Origin of the sequence: Cupriavidus basilensis OR16, assembly GCF_000243095.1 — a bacterium.
Taxonomy (GTDB): Bacteria; Pseudomonadota; Gammaproteobacteria; order Burkholderiales; family Burkholderiaceae; genus Cupriavidus; species Cupriavidus basilensis_D.
This window is the reverse complement of sequence record NZ_AHJE01000010.1, coordinates 50,433-65,713: the sequence shown is the minus strand read 5'-3', so window position 1 is coordinate 65,713 and position 15,281 is coordinate 50,433. Positions and strand designations below refer to the sequence as shown.

Annotated in this window: 15 protein-coding genes and 3 pseudogenes; 7 read left to right on the top strand and 11 right to left on the bottom strand. The window is 66.2% G+C overall.

What is annotated here, in order from left to right:
* Positions 1 to 174: 174 nt before the first annotated feature.
* A complete protein-coding gene (locus OR16_RS03380) occupies positions 175 to 438 on the top strand; it encodes a hypothetical protein (protein WP_063709562.1) in 264 nt (87 codons plus the stop codon).
* A gap of 57 nt (positions 439 to 495) precedes the next feature.
* Positions 496 to 699 (top strand): hypothetical protein, encoded by a 204-nt coding sequence (locus OR16_RS03375; protein WP_006156559.1) that lies wholly within the window; start codon positions 496 to 498, stop codon positions 697 to 699.
* A gap of 41 nt (positions 700 to 740) precedes the next feature.
* Here OR16_RS03375 and OR16_RS45210 read toward each other — a convergent pair.
* Positions 741 to 935: pseudogene (locus tag OR16_RS45210) on the bottom strand (DNA cytosine methyltransferase); the annotation flags it as partial.
* Positions 936 to 2,255: 1,320 nt separating this feature from the next.
* On the opposite strand from OR16_RS45210, the gene OR16_RS43945 reads away from it, so the two are divergent.
* Positions 2,256 to 2,396 carry a hypothetical protein gene (locus tag OR16_RS43945; RefSeq protein ID WP_158001324.1) on the top strand — a complete coding sequence of 47 codons (141 nt, stop codon included), beginning with the start codon at positions 2,256 to 2,258 and terminating at the stop codon, positions 2,394 to 2,396.
* A gap of 281 nt (positions 2,397 to 2,677) precedes the next feature.
* Here OR16_RS43945 and OR16_RS03370 read toward each other — a convergent pair whose 3' ends face one another.
* The gene (locus tag OR16_RS03370) at positions 2,678 to 3,349 is read right to left on the bottom strand and encodes a hypothetical protein (protein WP_006156558.1); all 672 of its coding nucleotides are present in this window, start codon (positions 3,347 to 3,349) and stop codon (positions 2,678 to 2,680) included.
* Positions 3,350 to 3,557: 208 nt separating this feature from the next.
* Positions 3,558 to 3,722, bottom strand: coding sequence for a hypothetical protein (locus OR16_RS43940; RefSeq protein WP_158001323.1), 165 nt, complete (start codon positions 3,720 to 3,722; stop codon positions 3,558 to 3,560).
* A 125-nt stretch (positions 3,723 to 3,847) separates the two neighbouring features.
* On the opposite strand from OR16_RS43940, the gene OR16_RS03365 reads away from it, so the two are divergent.
* The gene (locus tag OR16_RS03365) at positions 3,848 to 5,269 is read left to right on the top strand and encodes an MFS transporter (RefSeq protein ID WP_006156557.1); all 1,422 of its coding nucleotides are present in this window, start codon (positions 3,848 to 3,850) and stop codon (positions 5,267 to 5,269) included.
* Positions 5,270 to 5,308: 39 nt separating this feature from the next.
* On the opposite strand, the gene OR16_RS03360 is transcribed toward OR16_RS03365, so the two are convergent.
* From OR16_RS03360 to OR16_RS03340, 5 genes and pseudogenes are all read right to left on the bottom strand, one after another.
* On the bottom strand, positions 5,309 to 5,764 hold the full coding sequence (locus OR16_RS03360; RefSeq protein ID WP_237716913.1) for a PaaI family thioesterase: 456 nt from the start codon (positions 5,762 to 5,764) through the stop codon (positions 5,309 to 5,311).
* 27 nt (positions 5,765 to 5,791) lie between these two features.
* Entirely contained in the window at positions 5,792 to 6,082 is a 291-nt protein-coding gene (locus OR16_RS45205) for a DUF3325 domain-containing protein (RefSeq protein ID WP_237716918.1), read from the bottom strand.
* A gap of 30 nt (positions 6,083 to 6,112) precedes the next feature.
* A pseudogene (locus tag OR16_RS03350) lies at positions 6,113 to 7,734 on the bottom strand (PepSY-associated TM helix domain-containing protein); the annotation flags it as partial.
* The gene (locus OR16_RS03345; protein WP_006156555.1) at positions 7,731 to 8,021 is read right to left on the bottom strand and encodes a hypothetical protein; all 291 of its coding nucleotides are present in this window, start codon (positions 8,019 to 8,021) and stop codon (positions 7,731 to 7,733) included. The pseudogene OR16_RS03350 and the gene OR16_RS03345, both read right to left, overlap by 4 nt.
* Positions 8,022 to 8,034: 13 nt before the next feature.
* Positions 8,035 to 8,766 (bottom strand): hypothetical protein, encoded by a 732-nt coding sequence (locus OR16_RS03340; protein WP_006156554.1) that lies wholly within the window; start codon positions 8,764 to 8,766, stop codon positions 8,035 to 8,037.
* 386 nt (positions 8,767 to 9,152) lie between these two features.
* Between OR16_RS03340 and OR16_RS39450 the strand changes: the two genes are divergently transcribed.
* A complete protein-coding gene (locus OR16_RS39450) occupies positions 9,153 to 9,896 on the top strand; it encodes an H-NS family nucleoid-associated regulatory protein (protein ID WP_006156553.1) in 744 nt (247 codons plus the stop codon).
* Positions 9,897 to 9,958: 62 nt separating this feature from the next.
* Here OR16_RS39450 and OR16_RS03330 read toward each other — a convergent pair whose 3' ends face one another.
* Complete coding sequence (locus OR16_RS03330) at positions 9,959 to 11,011, bottom strand: NAD(P)-dependent oxidoreductase (protein WP_006156552.1); 1,053 nt, start codon at positions 11,009 to 11,011, stop codon at positions 9,959 to 9,961.
* 475 nt (positions 11,012 to 11,486) lie between these two features.
* Here OR16_RS03330 and OR16_RS03325 point away from each other — a divergent pair, with 475 nt between their 5' ends.
* A complete protein-coding gene (locus OR16_RS03325) occupies positions 11,487 to 12,446 on the top strand; it encodes a Bug family tripartite tricarboxylate transporter substrate binding protein (RefSeq protein ID WP_006156551.1) in 960 nt (319 codons plus the stop codon).
* A gap of 48 nt (positions 12,447 to 12,494) precedes the next feature.
* A pseudogene (locus OR16_RS03320) lies at positions 12,495 to 13,414 on the top strand (SMP-30/gluconolactonase/LRE family protein).
* Between the two features lie 21 nt (positions 13,415 to 13,435).
* Here the strand turns inward: OR16_RS03320 and OR16_RS03315 are convergent.
* Complete coding sequence (locus tag OR16_RS03315; RefSeq protein WP_006156548.1) at positions 13,436 to 14,176, bottom strand: hypothetical protein; 741 nt, start codon at positions 14,174 to 14,176, stop codon at positions 13,436 to 13,438.
* Positions 14,177 to 14,231: 55 nt separating this feature from the next.
* Positions 14,232 to 15,245 carry a S1C family serine protease gene (locus OR16_RS03310; protein WP_050982872.1) on the bottom strand — a complete coding sequence of 338 codons (1,014 nt, stop codon included), beginning with the start codon at positions 15,243 to 15,245 and terminating at the stop codon, positions 14,232 to 14,234.
* Positions 15,246 to 15,281 lie beyond the last annotated feature (36 nt).

Below are 15,281 nucleotides of genomic sequence, written 5' to 3'. Positions count from 1 at the left end.
TATTCGTCTACGCATGATGAAGCCCGGGCCTGGCTGACTACGATCCCATTCACGCCAGAGGCGGTAGCGGTACTGCTCGCAGTCGGCGAGGATGCAGCCCGCTTCGCCGTTGAGGGTCTTGGTCGTTAGGCGCTTCATTGCTACGATTCCCTGAGAATCACTATGGAGACGGACATGCCATGGTTTGTGGTCTTGGCTGGCGCACATTGGCGTCAGCTGTCGCCGACGATTTTCAAGACGCACGCCCGCGTCGACGACTGGAGCCAGTTGTTCTGTGACGGCGTCGATACAAGCGGCCGGATGATCGAGTTGAGGCACAAAGAATCGATCATCCTCGTGCCGAATTCGGCAGTTCTTGTTGCCGTGCGGCTGGGCGAAGACAAGGGAAGAATGGGCTTTGTCAGTGACACCGACGGCGGCGACATTGGCGATGACTGAACTTGCCGACGAAGTGTGCGGGTATCGGGTCAAACTACGAAACTCGAGGAGGCAACTATGGCCACAGAGATCTATGGCGGATACGCCATCCGAGGCTTTGCGAGGCCCTTGGTGGATGGCTCGTTTGAAGCTTCGGGGACTGTAGAGAAGGATGGCCAAGTGCTTGAGACCTCCGACCCGCTTGGCTATTACCCGACTTTCGACCGGGCACTCGCCGAAGGCCTTGCCTGGGCCAGGGAATGGGTTGACGCTCATATCTGAACCCTCCGAAATTCCACCACCCACACCCAAGGGTTTGCCGCCCACGCATCGGCGCCGTCCAACTCGAGATATGCCTCGGGCTCAACTAGCGACTGCAAGCAGGCCAGTTCGAACGTGGTGAAAGGACGGTGCCAGCTGCCGTCCAGCGCCCGGATGATCGCGATTAGCTTGTCATTCGCCGCGGGCAGACCTGGGTCCGCTACCGACCAGCGGCCGTTGTCGTGGCCAGCAGGTACACGGCATGCCCAAGAGTTTCTCGAAGTCGCGCGCGGCCGCCGGGTCAACGTCGACGCCGCCCAGGCAGCGTCAGGCGGCGATCATCTCCAATTCTCGTTCACTAATTTTTACAATTGACTCGTTCTCAAGTCGGTATCCTTCGCGCACAGCACATCCCCCAAAAATTGAGAGCGTTATGAAATCCCTTCTTGCACTGTTTGTTGCCTGCGGCGCGTTGCTTAGTGGCTGTGTCGTTGCGCCCTATGACAACTATCAAGGCCGCGATCAAGGGAACGGTTGCCCTCCTGGGCAAGCCAAGAAGGGGAATTGCCGAGTTGACCAATATGGGAACGATTCCTTCTGCCCGCCTGGACAAGCGAAGAAGGGGCGCTGCTGAGTTGCGCGGGGCGATCACTGCGTCGCTCCTTTGACGATTGCGGCGCGGATAGCGAATGCCTCCTCGTCGGACAGCCAGCCATCGCCAAGTAGTCCTTCGACCCGGGCAGCCAGCGGTTCCAATGCGCGAAATGGCCTCGGCGATCATCGCGTCGGCGCTATCGGTGGCCTCGCTGGCGCGCTAACCAGCACGACGTTCAGTGCGGCCGATTCCAATTTCATACAGCTACATGGAACGGGTACGGCAACAGTCACGGATTTCACGGGAGGGCAGGACGGACAGCGGCGCCCGGGCGGATGGCACTCGCATGTCGGGCTACAGGCGGCTGCCGGTCGCGGAGTACGATCACCTTCTTGCCATCTAGACTGCGCTAGCAAAATAGACAAGCCACTTCCAGTCGCCTCCGGGCGGAGCTTTTACGCCCGCCCCGAGCGGGCATCCCTCTTCCTGGCTACTTTTATGCCGAGATAGGCCTCGCGGAAGTCAGGCTTGCCCCCGCCTTCATCTCCGCCCCACGCGTTGTCGGATGGGCCAGGGGCGTATTGCCAGGATCCACGCACAGATTAGCGGGCCTACAGCCGGAATGATCGCGAGGAAGGCAGTCGACGTAGGTAGGTGTGTCCGCGCAAAGATTCGGCGAAGAGGGAAGAACCAGAGCAACTGGAAAGCGAAGAGGTAGGCGAGTTGGGTCATATCAACAACTAGGGCTATCGAATCTGGGTCAGTGGACGGTTTCTGGGCCACGCTATTCCGAGGGGTCCGAGATCGGCGGCTGGAATGATGCGCCGATTGCTCGGAAATCGCTCCCCTACAACGAGGGATATTCTGAGTGCTCATAGCATCTCAAGGCCATTCGTAGCCCGCGCACCGCAATGAAGAATGAAAAGAGCATCGCGCACCCGCACGACATCCCGCGCAGGCAGAAATCGACGCGGGCAAATGGGTGCGCGTGCCGACCGGCCAGTTCAGCCAGAGCACCGGGGCGCCTGCGTTCTCCTGGCACGACGCCGGCAATCCGGCAGCGCCGACGATCTACGGGAAGTTCTACACGGTGCATCTGCAGGATGCTGTGCCCGGCCGGTGATCTGGACGCGGGCCGCTTACCGCTGCCTGGCGCCTCTGGCGAATCCCCGTCGGCCGCTGCGCAAAGACAAAAAAATGCCCGCCGTGTAAATGGAGGGCATGAAGAAGTGACATTGGGCGAGACGCTTTTCCCGCCCGCATGCAGTGTCTCACCATGGGCGCCGGCCATCTGCCCCAACAGCGGGGGGGATTGTGCCTCATTATTCACTTGATATAGATCAAGATGGGAAGCCTGGGGGTGTGATTCATGCTTCCTCTGCGTTGCGCTGGCCCGGGATGGGCTTATTGGCCTCGATCCGGCTCGCGCGGCACAAACCGCCAGCCGCCCGCTTCCAGCGCAAAAGCGAAGCCGGAGACGCGCTGGTCGGGTTTGCCGGCGGTGGAGATCACGGCGGCACAGCGTACATTGCCGCTTTCGCTGCTCAGGCGGCACTCGTCTAGTTGCTTGACCACCAGGGACGTAGCCATTGCCGTCAGTTCCGCGGCTTCCTCCGCGTCAGCGGGGTTCTTCAACAGCCCGCGGGCAAATTCGCGCATCGAGGCAGTGGCCTGCTCGGCATCCGGGCCGCTGATGGCGGGCTCTTCGCGCCGCACCAGCACCCATGGCTCGGGGTTGGCGCCGAAGGCCAGTGCACGATAGCCGTCGCGGCGGCCGGCCTTGACCCCGACGATGCAGACGATCTCGCCATCGCTGGCGGGCAGGCAACCCTTGACCGTGTGCGCCTTGATGGATGCCATGATCCCTGCCACATAGGGTGAGCGCGCACGTTCTGCCGCGGCCGGGTCGGTCTGCGCCAGTTGCTTCAGGCGCTCGGCCTCGGCCTGCTGGATGGCTGCGGTGACCTGGTCGGGCGTGGGGGCGGGCGGGGCCGCGGCTGCAATGACACCGGCACTGGCGCAGGCCAGGCAGATGGAGAGGATCGCGGATCGGGTAGCGAAGCGGGAAAGGCGCATGAATAGGGAGCAACGGCCGGGTAAGAGGGGCGGGCAGTTTAGCACTCAGACAGGCATTCATGAGCAGCAAAGGCCTCTTCGGCGGCGCGCTCGCGTTTTGTTCGCCGTACCGGCCATCGCGCTCAAGCCCAACCGCCGGCATGAAAAAGCCCGCCGATCGGCGGGCTGGGCGGCCTGGCCGGGCCAGGCCCTGCGGGGTTCAGGCGCCTTAGCCGGCTTTCTCTTTCTTCTGGTGATGGACAATGCGGTCCCACCAATAATGGAAGGGATGGGCGTGTTCCGGATAGAGCACCGACTTATGGAAAAAGCCCGCGCGAATGACGAAAGCGTAGAGCAGGACGACTGCCGCGAAGAACAGCATATAGGCGATCATGGCGGTTCCCTTTTTTGGTGGCCATGATTTATTGTAGGCGTCGTGCGCCTGGCGTGTTGGGCGCTGGCGGCCCGCGTCAGGGGCACAATCCGCAGCACACCGCCGCACCGAGACTGAACCCGCCCATGCCAGTCATTCAGAGCGATATCCCCGCCCGCCTGGACCGCCTGCCGTGGTCGCGCTGGCACTGGCGGGTGGTGGTCGCGCTGGGGGTGGCATGGGTGCTCGACGGGCTGGAGGTGACGCTGGTGGGTTCGCTGGGCGGCGTGCTCGAGCGCCCGGATGGCCTGGGCCTCAACGCGGCGCAGATCGGGTGGCTAGGGTCGCTGTACGTGGCCGGCGCGGTAGTGGGCGCCCTGGTGTTCGGCCGGCTTGCTGACCGCCTTGGCCGCAAGACCTTGTTCCTGGTGACGCTGGCGGTGTATATGACGGCGACGTTGGCCACCGCCTTTTCCACGGGCTTTGCCTTCTTCGCCGTGTGCCGATTCCTGACGGGCACGGGCATTGGCGGCGAGTACGCGGCGATCAACTCGGCCATCGATGAGTTGATCCCGGCGCGCGTGCGCGGGCGCGTCAACCTGGCCATCAACGGCAGCTTCTGGTTGGGCGCCGCGCTGGGCGCGGGCCTGAGCCTGGTGCTGCTGGATCCGCGCGTGCTGGGCCCGGCCGTCGGCTGGCGCGCGGCGTTCCTGCTCGGCGCGGTGCTGGCGGTAGCCATTCTGCTGGTGCGCCGCGACGTGCCCGAGAGCCCGCGCTGGCTGCTGACGCACGGGCGTGGCGAGCAAGCCGGCCGCATCGTCGCCGCCATCGAGGCGCAGGTGGTCGCCCAGTACGCGGCGCTGCCGCCGGCCACGGGCACGATCCTGTTGTCCGAGCGCGCGGCGCCCGCGCTTGGCGAGGTCGCGCATGTGCTGTTCAAGCGCTACCGGCTGCGCAGCGCGGTAGCCCTGGCGCTGATGGTCTCGCAAGCGTTTTTCTATAACGCGATCTTCTTTACCTACGCGCTGGTGCTCACGCGCTTTCACGGCGTGCCCGACAACCGTGTAGGGCTGTATATCTTCCCCTTTGCGCTTGGCAATGTGCTGGGGCCGCTGCTGCTGGGGCCACTGTTCGACCACGTCGGGCGGCGCCGCATGATCGGGCTTACCTACGTGCTGTCCGGCGTGGGCCTGGCCTTGACCGGCTGGGCGTTCGAGCAGGGCTGGCTCGACGCGCGCAGCCAGGCGCTGTGCTGGTCGGCGGTGTTTTTCCTGGCCTCCGCGGCGGCCAGTTCCGCCTACCTGACGGTGAGCGAGGTCTTTCCCATCGAGATGCGCGCGCTCGCCATCTCCGCGTTCTACGCCGTGGGGACGGGCACTGGGGGCTTTATCGGGCCGCTGCTGTTTGGCCTGCTGATCGAGAGCGGCAGCCGCGCCGCGGTGGCTGGTGGCTATGGCATTGGCGCGGCGCTGGTGATCGCCGCAGGCTTGTTTGCCCTGCGTTATGCGGTCAATGCGGAAAGGCGCCCGCTGGAAGAGGTTGCGCCGCCGCTGTCGGCGCGCGACTAGCCCGGCTTGCTTGCCGGCGCCGGGCGAGGCCTGGTTTGCTCAGGCCGGATCCTTCCTGCGGAATGCCGCCTGCGCGGTGGCGATCAAGCGGCCTTGGCTATCGGTCACCTCGGCATTGGAGAAAAACACCCGGCGCCCACCGCCCACGCGCCGGCCAACCACGAGCAGCGGCTCCACCTGCGCGGACGCGACATAGTTGACATTCAGCGAGATGGTCGTGGCGGCGCGGCGCACGCCATTCTCGGGAAACAGGCCGGCGTAGCCGCCCGCCGCGTCCAGCAGCGTGGCCAGGATGCCGCCTTGCACGACGCCCGTGTTGTTGACGTGCGCGGCCTGCGGCATCATCGACATGCGCACCAGGTCCGGCTGCCACTCCACGATGGTGACATTCAGCGATTCGAGAAACGGATTCTCCAGTGCATAAGGCTGGCTTGCGGGGGTATTGTCAGGCATGGCTAGCGAAGGACGGTGCCAGTGAGTGGGAATGGCCGTCATGATAGCTGCTGGCAGGCCCGGAGAGGGCTAGGCGGGCATTGCGCGCATCATTAGCAGCCCGCATCCGCCCAGCATCCCCGCCCAGCGCGCGGCGCGTACCGCGACGGCCGGGGCATAGCTGAGCAGCAGTACCAGCACGAACGCGCCGAGCGTCAGCGTGCCAATCCACGAGACGCTGCCCATCGGCCAGCCTTGCCGCTGCACGCAAGCCGCCAGCGCAAGGGCCAGCGCGGACCAGCCCAGTCCCAGCAGGCGCAAGCGCTCGGCGGGTGAAGGCGCGGTGCCGCGGCCGTGGCGATCGGCGTAGTGGCGGTCCAGCGTCTGGCTGAGCGCGGCGAAATGCCGACGTCTTCGGCTGGCACCGAGCGCCGCGCGGGCACGCGCGCCTTGGCGCGCCGCCCCACGGATATGCGCTGCAGCGCCCAGCGCAATGCCCAGCGCCAGCACCGTCAGGTCGAACCCTGCCACGGCGGCAGGCCCCTGGCCTTGCATCAGCGTCACGCCCAGATGGGTTTCGGTGGTGAAGGCGTTGAGCACGGGAATGCCAGCGAGCATCAGCGCGCCAGCCCACAGTTGCGCGCGCCACATGCCGTGCGTTGGCCGCAGCTGCGCGAGCACGCCTGCCGCGCCCCAGGCGATGAAGAACGCGTGGATCTCCGCATCGGGGCGGTGTGCCGTGGCTACCGGCAGTAAGCGGTTGGCCCAGAAGTACGTGGCGAATGCGATCGGCAGCCCGGCAATGGCACCGAGGCAATGGCACCGATGTTGAGCGCGTCCACCAATCGCAAGCCAAAGCTCGGGCGGGCACCGGCCGCCAGCGCCTTGGCCTGGCCCTGGCGCGTCTTTACCCCCCACAGCAGCGCGCCGGTGGCGACCATGACGCAACCCGCCAGCCCGCTCATGAAGAACAGTGCGCGCAGCAGGGGCCCGGCGAAGTGCGCCTCGTGCAGGCCGACCATGACGCCACGCGTCTGGCTGGCGGCCGCGGGCGCGTCGCCAAACGTCGCGGCCAGCGCGCCGGTGACGCCGTTAAAGCGCATCGACTGCGCACTGGCGGACAGCGAGTCGTCGGTGCCGCGCGACACCGTGATGGTGGCGTTGGCATCGCCCGCCAGCGTGATGGCGACGCGGCTGGGCTGCGCGCCATCCCAAACGCGCATGGCTTGTTCCACCAGCGGCGCAACCGGCGTCAGCGGGGCCGCCTGCCCGCTTGGCTTGCCCTGCGGCGCGCGCCCGAAGGCCGCGTTATTGAAGGCCTGCTGGTTGCCCTGGTACGCGGTCTGGATACCCCATGGCATGTACATGAACATCAGCGTGACCAGCCCGGTGTAGGTGATCATCAGGTGGAAGGGCAGGGCCAGCACGGCGGTGGCATTGTGCGCATCGAGCCAGGAGCGCTGGCCCTTGCGCGGCCGGAAGGTGAAGAAATCCTGGAAGATGCGCCGGTGCGTGATGATGCCGCTGAGGATGGCCACCAGCATGAACATCGCACAAATGCCGATGATCCAGCGCGCCCATATCGCCTGCATGAAGTACAGGTCGAAGTGCAGGCGGTAGAGGAACTCGCCGCCGCGCGTGTCGCGCACGGTCTGCAGGAAGGTGCCGGTGGCGGGATCCAGCATGCGGCTCTCGAAGCGGCCGCGGCTGCCCCCGATGCCGGAGGCCGGCGCGCCGGGCGGGCGCATCCATAGCACCTGCACCACGGGGTTGCGTTTATCCGGCAGGTCGATGAACCAGCGCGGCGAGTCCGCCGCGTTGCGCTGCAGGAACTCCACCGCCCGGCTGGCGGCTTCGGCGCTGGACACTTGCGTGGCCGCGGCGCGGTGCAGCTCGGGCTTCATCCACAGCGTGATCTCGTCCTTGAAGTAGCTGGCGGTGCCGGCACAGAACACCAGCACCAGCACCCAGCACACCAGCAGCCCCGACCAGCTATGCAGCCAGGCCATCGACTGACGCAGCCCGGCCTTCATGCCATGCTCCGCAAGACAGCCAGCGCCACGCCGAGCACGGCAGATGGCACCGCCACACCGATCCAGGCGCACAACGCGCTGCCGGCAGCGAAGACCCACAGCACCGCGCACGCGTACAGCGAGAACGACAGCAGCGTGGCGGTCATCACCGCTTCGGCCGGCGGCATCGGCAGCACCACGGCCAGCAGCCCGGTGGCCACGGCCGCAAGCACATAGCCGCCCCCGGCGGCGGCCACCACGCGCGAGGCAACGCCAAGGCGGTAGCGGCCGGTCTGGCTCAACCCCATGACAACCTCTCCCTTACTTGTTGGGCTTGTTGGGCGCGGCTGCCGGCATTGCAGGCACCGCGGCCAGGCCATCGGCCTGCGTCAGCGACAGGGTGGTGACATAGCTGGCGATGTCGTACGGCTTGCCGTCGCGCTCGCCGCCGGTCTTGTCGACGTGGTGCACCTCCAGCACGTAGGTGCCTTGCCACGGTTGCGCCAGGCGGACGATGCCTTGCTCGTCGGTGCGCAACTCGCGGCCCCAGCCGGACTGCACGGCCACGCCTACCTTGGCCTTGGGCAGTGGGCGGCCGGCATAGACCACCTTGTACTCGCCGGCGCGGCCGGTCGGCACGATGTCCAGCGCAAGCCTGGGCGCCACCGCGGCCGTGGAGCCAGCGCCCAGCAGCCGGGCCGCCGGCGTCCAGGCAGTGCGGACCACCTTGTCGCCGTCCTTGCGCTCGAGCAGGGGATAGCCCGCGTCCTGCGCGACGATGGTCTCGCCCGCGCCAGCGCGTCCCGACAGCACGAAACCGTTTGCGGTCTTGTCGGCCTTGAGGGGCTGCTCACCCTTGGCCGTGACCAGCACGGCGCTGGGCTGCACGAACCGGTCCAGCAATCCCGGCGAAACTTCGCGCAGGTTCTCGTTGAATTCGCCAAAATACAGTTGGGTGGCCGCTGGTGTTTGTTCCAGCCAGACCTGGTGGGCCTGGGCGGTGCCGCCCAGTGCGGCGCCGCAAAGCACGGCGGAAGTCATGAGGCGATTCATCGGCGATGCATCCTTTCAGGGTGGGAATGTGGCCGTGCCGTGTTGCGCACAAGCCGTGGCAGGGACAACCGGAAAAAGCGCGGCCGGGAAGCTGTATATGATAATCGTTCTCATTTAACTTGTGTGGATTTTGCATAGCGGTTGGGCGTGGCGGCGGGGCTTGGACGCGTGGTGGCCGGCGCTGTCCGGCGGCGGATTCACGGTCCTTGAGGGGCTGCCGGGCAGGGGCTTTTGGGCCGGCTTTTGCCTCCGGGATGAGGGCTGCGCGGGGGCAGGTCCCGCGCTCGGCTATCATGTGCGATCCTCAGGATGACCGGTGTGCGGCCAGCGCCGCATCCGCGACCGTTCCCCCGCCCCATCTACCTGCATTTATCGTGTCTTTTGCCATGCCTTCTTCTGATCCCGCCGACGTCAAGAAAGTCGCCGCCATCGTCTGGATTCGCGTCCAGATGGAGCGGCTCGGCATCTCCATGGATGAACTGGAGGCGGCAGGCTGTTTTGACTGGGTGGCGGCACCGGCCAAGCAGCCGATCGCCCGGCCGGTAGCAGAGGAAGCCGGGACGGATGCCATACCGGCGTTGTTGCCTGCGGGACCGATCACGGCGCCGCCCGCGCTGTTGCCCGCTGGGCCAATCATCGCGCCGCCCGTGGCGGCCGCTGCGCCATTGCCATTGCGCAAGGCCGAAGCGCGCAAACGCGCTCCTGCTCCTGTCAGGCAAGCAGTGCCGCCAGTTGTGCCTGTCGCAGCGCCTGTGGTTGTTGCCGCAGTCGCTGCTCAAGCCGTGCCCGCGGAAAAGCCTTCCGCGGCGCCGGTTGCCGAGCCAGTGGCGACGCCGGCCGTAGTTCCCGCACCTGCACGGGTCACCATGTCAGTGCCCGCGCAGAAGGCGGGAGTGGTGAAACCGGCGGCACCTGCCTCGGCGCCGGCACGGGTAGCCGAGGCCGTCGACGCGCCTGCTGCTGCAGCGCCTGCGCTGGCACCGGCTCCCGCGCCGGCACAGGCGAGCGCGCCCGCGCGCCGCTACCGCAATGCAGAGGGCCAGGTCTGGGATGGCGTGGGGCCCATGCCGGCGTGGCTGCTGCGCGCGGTCAACGCGGGCCAGTCGGTGGAGCATTTCCGGGTGAATTGACGGCAGCGGCCGATGGCCGCTGCCTTGGTAGCTGCGAGCCAGCTACCGCGCCGCGCTGCCGTTCAGGCCAACGGGTTGAGGATCGTGCGGCAGCGGATAAACGACGTTTCCGCATCCAGCGCGGCGGCCAGAGCCGGCGAGGGGACCTTGTCCAGGTCGGTCACCACATAGCCCATCTGGCCATGCGTTTGCAGGTGCTGGGACACGATGTTGACCCCGTCGCGCGCCAGCAACGTGTTGAGCGCGGCGAGCGCGCCGGCGCGTTGCCGTGCACGTTGAGCAGCCGCGCCGGCGACGTTAGCGGGCCAGGGCTCACCTCGGGGAAATTCACCGCGCCAATCGTGTCGCCCGTCCTGAGGAAGGCGATCAGCTTGGTAGCGACTTCCGTGCCGATATTCTCCTGCGCCTCTTCCGTGCTGCCGCCGATATGCGGCGTCAAGATGGATCGCGCCGCGCCGGAACTGCCGCAGCACGTCGGCATCGATCATCTTCTTGGTCTGCGCGGTGGCGGGCACGTGCAGCGTCACGATGTCGGCCTGCGACACCGCATCCGCCAGCGAGCGTGCCGCGCGCGCCGAGCCGAGCGACAGCTTGGCCTGCACATCGTAGTACACCACGCGCATGCCCATGGCCTCGGCCAGCACGCCAACCTGCGAGCCAATATTGCCGTAGCCGATGATGGCGATGGTCTTGCCGCGCGCCTCGAATGATCCGCTGGCACCCTTCGCCCATTTGCCGGCATGCGCCAGCGTGTTCTTTTCAGGAACGCGGCGCAGCAACAGGATGGCCTCCGCGATGACCAGTTCCGCCACGGAACGCGTATTCGAGAACGGTGCGTTGAATACCGGCATGCCGGCACGGGCCGCGGCGTCGAGGTCTACCTGCGAGGTGCCGATGCAGAAGCAGCCGATGGCCACCAGGTGCTTGGCGGCTTCGATTTCAGCGGCGCCAAGGTGCGTGGCGGAGCGAATGCCAAGAATCTGGTGGGCCGCGGGTGCGCGATGCAGTTCGTCGCCCGCGAGCGCGCCGGTGCGGCGCTCTACGGTGACTTGCGCTTCCTTGAAGCGCTCGACGGCGGTGTCATGGATGTTTTCAAGCAGCAGTGCTGAGGTCATGGCGATTGGGAGATGGCGGCAAAGGCGCGAGGTGGGTGCGGCAGCGTCAGGGCATGCGCAATGTGAAGCGTACGCTGCCATGGTAACGCAGGCAGCGCTGCCGGGCGGAACACCCACATTGCCGCCAATGGCAAATCCGCCCCGCCCGCGGCGAGGGCGGCTAGGGAAAGCCCCCGGATTGACCCGCGCATCAACGCCTCATACAATTAATTGGAACATTGTTCTATCTAACAGAACATAAATTGAGGCGGGGGTGAGCGCGGCGGCGTCGCGAATACCTTTTTGCGGCTGGAGGATCCTGGCCTTCACGGTAATGGCCACATGATGATGCTGGAGACGAACAACCTCGAGATTACCGGCCTGCTGCAGCAGTGGATGCTGGCCAATATCCGCTGCCGGGCCGCTTGCCAGGCCTGGACCATCGACAACGCCCCGTAGCCAATGACGGGCCTTGAGATCCTAGAAGGAGACAACCATGCATTTCCGTCATTGCGCCAGCCTTGCCCTGGCCGCCGTCAGCCTGGCTTCGCACGCCGGCACCTGGCCCGACAAGCCGGTGCGCATCGTCGTGCCGTACACCGCCGGCGGCACCACCGATTTCGTCGCCCGCCAAGTGGCGCAGAAGCTCACCGAGAGCACCGGCAAGTCGTTCTTCGTGGAGAACAAGCCCGGCGCCAGCGGCACCATCGGCACGCTACAGGTGGCCCGCTCCGCGCCCGATGGCTATACGCTGCTGGCCAACGACACCACGTACACCATGCTGCCGTCGCTGTTCAAGACGCTGCCCTGGGACTACAACAACGACCTGGTGCCGGTGACCACGATCGCGCAGACGCCGGTGATACTGATCGTGCCGGCGAGCTCGAAGTTCAAGACGCTGCAGGAACTGATCGACTTCGCCAGGCAGAGCCCCGGCAAGCTGAATTTCGGCTCGGGTGGCGCCGGCAGCTCCACGCACTTGTCCGCCGAGGTCTTCAAGAAGGATGCCAAGGTGTCGATCACGCATATCCCCTACAAGGGAGCAGGCGATGCGCTGATGGGGCTGATCGGCAACAACGTGGATATCCTGATCACCGCCACGCCGACCGCGGTGCCGCAGATCAAGGGCGGCAAGGCGCGCGCGCTGGCGGTCACGGGCGCCGCGCGCGTGCCCGCGCTGCCGGACGTACCGACCTTTGCCGAAGCGGGCCTCAAGGACTACAAGGTCATCAACTGGTTTGGCCTGGCGGCACCCAAAGGTACGCCCCCTGCGCTGGTGGCCAAACTGCAGGCGGAGGTGGGCAAGAGCGTGAACAGCCCAGAGGTGAGGGAGCGCCTGGCCAGCATGGGCGCCCAGCCTGGCGGCATTGCGCCGGCTGACTTCGCCAGGCGCATCAAGGACGACACCGCGCTGTGGGGCCAGGTGGCAAAATCCGCCGATGTGAAGGCCGAGTAACTGGGCACGCGCCGCCATTGCGCAGCGCCAGGACAATAAGGAACGAATATGTACTTCAGAACGGTGCCCCGGGAGATTTCCCTCCAGGTCTTCTCGGCCATGCCCGCGCATTTCCGCAAGACCGGCGTGCGCTCGGAGTGGGCCGATGCCAACAAGGGCGGGGCCTGTATCGACAGCTTCCTGGAAGGGCCGGTATTCGACCCCGCGGGAAACCTGTACGTGACGGACATCCCGTTTGGGCGCATCTTTCGCATCTCGCCGGCCGGGGCGTGGTCGCTGGTCGCGCAGTACCAGGGCGAGCCCAATGGCATGAAGTTCCTGAACGCGCGCGAGCTGGTGGTGGCCGACTATCGCAACGGGTTGCTGCGCGTCAAGGTGGACACGGGCGAGGTGACCACCTTGCTGGGGCGGCGCAACGCGGAGCAGTTCAAGGGCGTGAACGATCTGGTGATCGCCCGCAACGGCGACCTGTACTTTACCGACCAGGGCCAGACCGGCCTGCACGATCCCACCGGCCGCGTTTATCGCTTGCGTTCCGACGGGCAACTGGACCTGCTGCTGGCCAACGTGCCCAGCCCCAACGGCCTGGCGCTGTCCTGCGACGAGAAGGTGCTGTTCGTGGCGGCCACGCGCGGCAATTGCGTATGGCGCGTGCCGCTGCAGGCCGATGGCAGCGTGTCGAAGGTGGGGCAGTTCTTTACCTTCTATGGCACCAGCGGCCCGACGGCATGGCCATCGACAGCCGTGACCGGCTGTTCGTGGCGCATGCCAGCCTGGGCTGCGTGTGGGTGCTGAGCAGGCGCGGCGAGCCAGAGGCCATCCTCACAAGCCCCGCGGGCGCCACCACGACCAACCTGGCGTTCTTGTCCGCCGTTGAGGCGGGGCAGCGCCGCAAGGTGTTCGTCACCGAATCGGAGACCGGCACAATCCTGTTCGCTGACCTGGACGAGGCCGGGCTGGGCGCCTGACGGCACTTCAGCCCGCGACGGTCACTTCGATGGCAGCAGGTCTTGCAAATCCCGTAACGTCGCTGCGGTTGTGGGCCTCGCGGGCGCGGCGAGCGGCGGCACCGGGCGCGGCGCGCCATTCGTGCCATTCTTGCCAGTTGCGCCAGCCAGGCCGTTGCTGCCGCCAGCGGCGGCATGCGGCACGGCAGCCGGGTCGAGCCGGCCGTTCTGGCCCAGCGCGATCTGCGCGCAGCCGGTCAGGAAACCGTCTTTCTTCAGGCTGTTGGTGATATCGATCGCCAGGACGGCCGCGCGCTCCTCGATGGGAATGATGGTGCCGCCGCGGCTGAACGTATATTTGCCTTTCCACACCGCGCGGTTCTGCCTGACATCCGTCAGCGTCGTGCCATAGTTGATCGACAGGCGGCCGCCGGACGTATTGACTACGCCCCCGCCATTGGCGATGGTCAGCACCGTATCGGCGCCGAACGTACGCATCCTGCCGGTCAGCGCGGACGAATCCAGTTCCAGCCCCGAGATCTCGTCGTACGCCGATTCCACGCCGCACTGGCGGGTCACCTCCCGGAACTTGGCCGAGAACGCCATGGAAAAGTCGCTGTTCCAGCCCATGCCGGTGGTGCCCAGCACATACATGCGGGTGGGCTTGCCAGTGTAGTCGCTGGCGCGGCTGGTCACGCCGACGGTGGTCGGCGCGCAGCCGCCCAGCAGCATCGACCCCACGGCCAGCGCGGCCGGGGTGCTGATTCGAAAGAGGTTTCCCATGTCTTGTGCCCTGAGAGAGATGGCGAGGCGAACGGCTCCGGCCGGCGCCCGCAAGTTACTTCGTATAGGAAAAGTAATAGGGACTGGTAGCGGAGCGCATGACAAAGCGCCCGTCGGCCTCGGTCAGCCGATAACACGTCTGCATTGCGCTGAAGCTTGGGTTGGCCATCTCCAGGCAGACCTGGTTGGCTTCCGGCTCGATGCGGTACCGGCCGGGCGAATAGCCACGGCTCACTGAGTTGGTCACATCCAGGCTGCCGCTTTCCCTGACCTGCATCCAGAGCGTGACGCCGGACGGCGCGATGATATTGATCCGGCCCAGATGCGTGAAATGGCTGGCCAGCTCGGCCCCGGTCAACTGCCTGCCCTGCGCCGCGGCCGCGGGCTGCGCCGGTGCGTAAGCCGTGGCGCCCTGGCCAGGCTGGCTCGGCGGGACGGCCATGGCAGGCGGGGCGACGGATGCCGTCTCGCTACGGAACTTCTGCAGCGCCAGCGCGGAGCGCGCCGGCACCTCGCTGATCCATTGCGCGGGAATGGCAAAATTGATGTTCTGCGCGTCGGTCCGCATCAGGTAGGTAATGCCGACGAGTTGCCCGTCCGTATTGAACAGGCCACCACCGCTGGAGCCGGGGGAGATCGGGGCGGTGGTCTGGAGCCGGACGATGCGGTCGCGCTCGTCCTTGTTCAGCGAGGAGAGCAGGCCATCGCTCAGTGTCAGCTCGTAGCCGCGCGGCGCGCCGATGGCGTAAACCTTCTGCCCCACCTTGAGCGCGGACAGTGGCGCGATCTTCACGGCCGGGGCGGTGAGGCCCCTGGCGCGCAGGATGCAAAGGTCGCGCTCGACATCGGCGTGCACCAGGCTGGCGCCGTACGTGATCTTCTCGCGCCGGATGCTGATGGACTTGCCGCTCTTGAGCACGTGGCAGTTGGTGACCAGTTCCTCCGGCCCGATCACCACCGAGCTGCCCAGGCCGAACCGCGTGCCTTGCGCGTCAAAGACGGACACCACCCAGATGCTGGGCGATTCCCGTTCATAGAGCTCCGCCGAATCCAGCGCCAGGCAATCCATTGAGATGCCAAAAGCCAAACACGAAATAGCGATGTT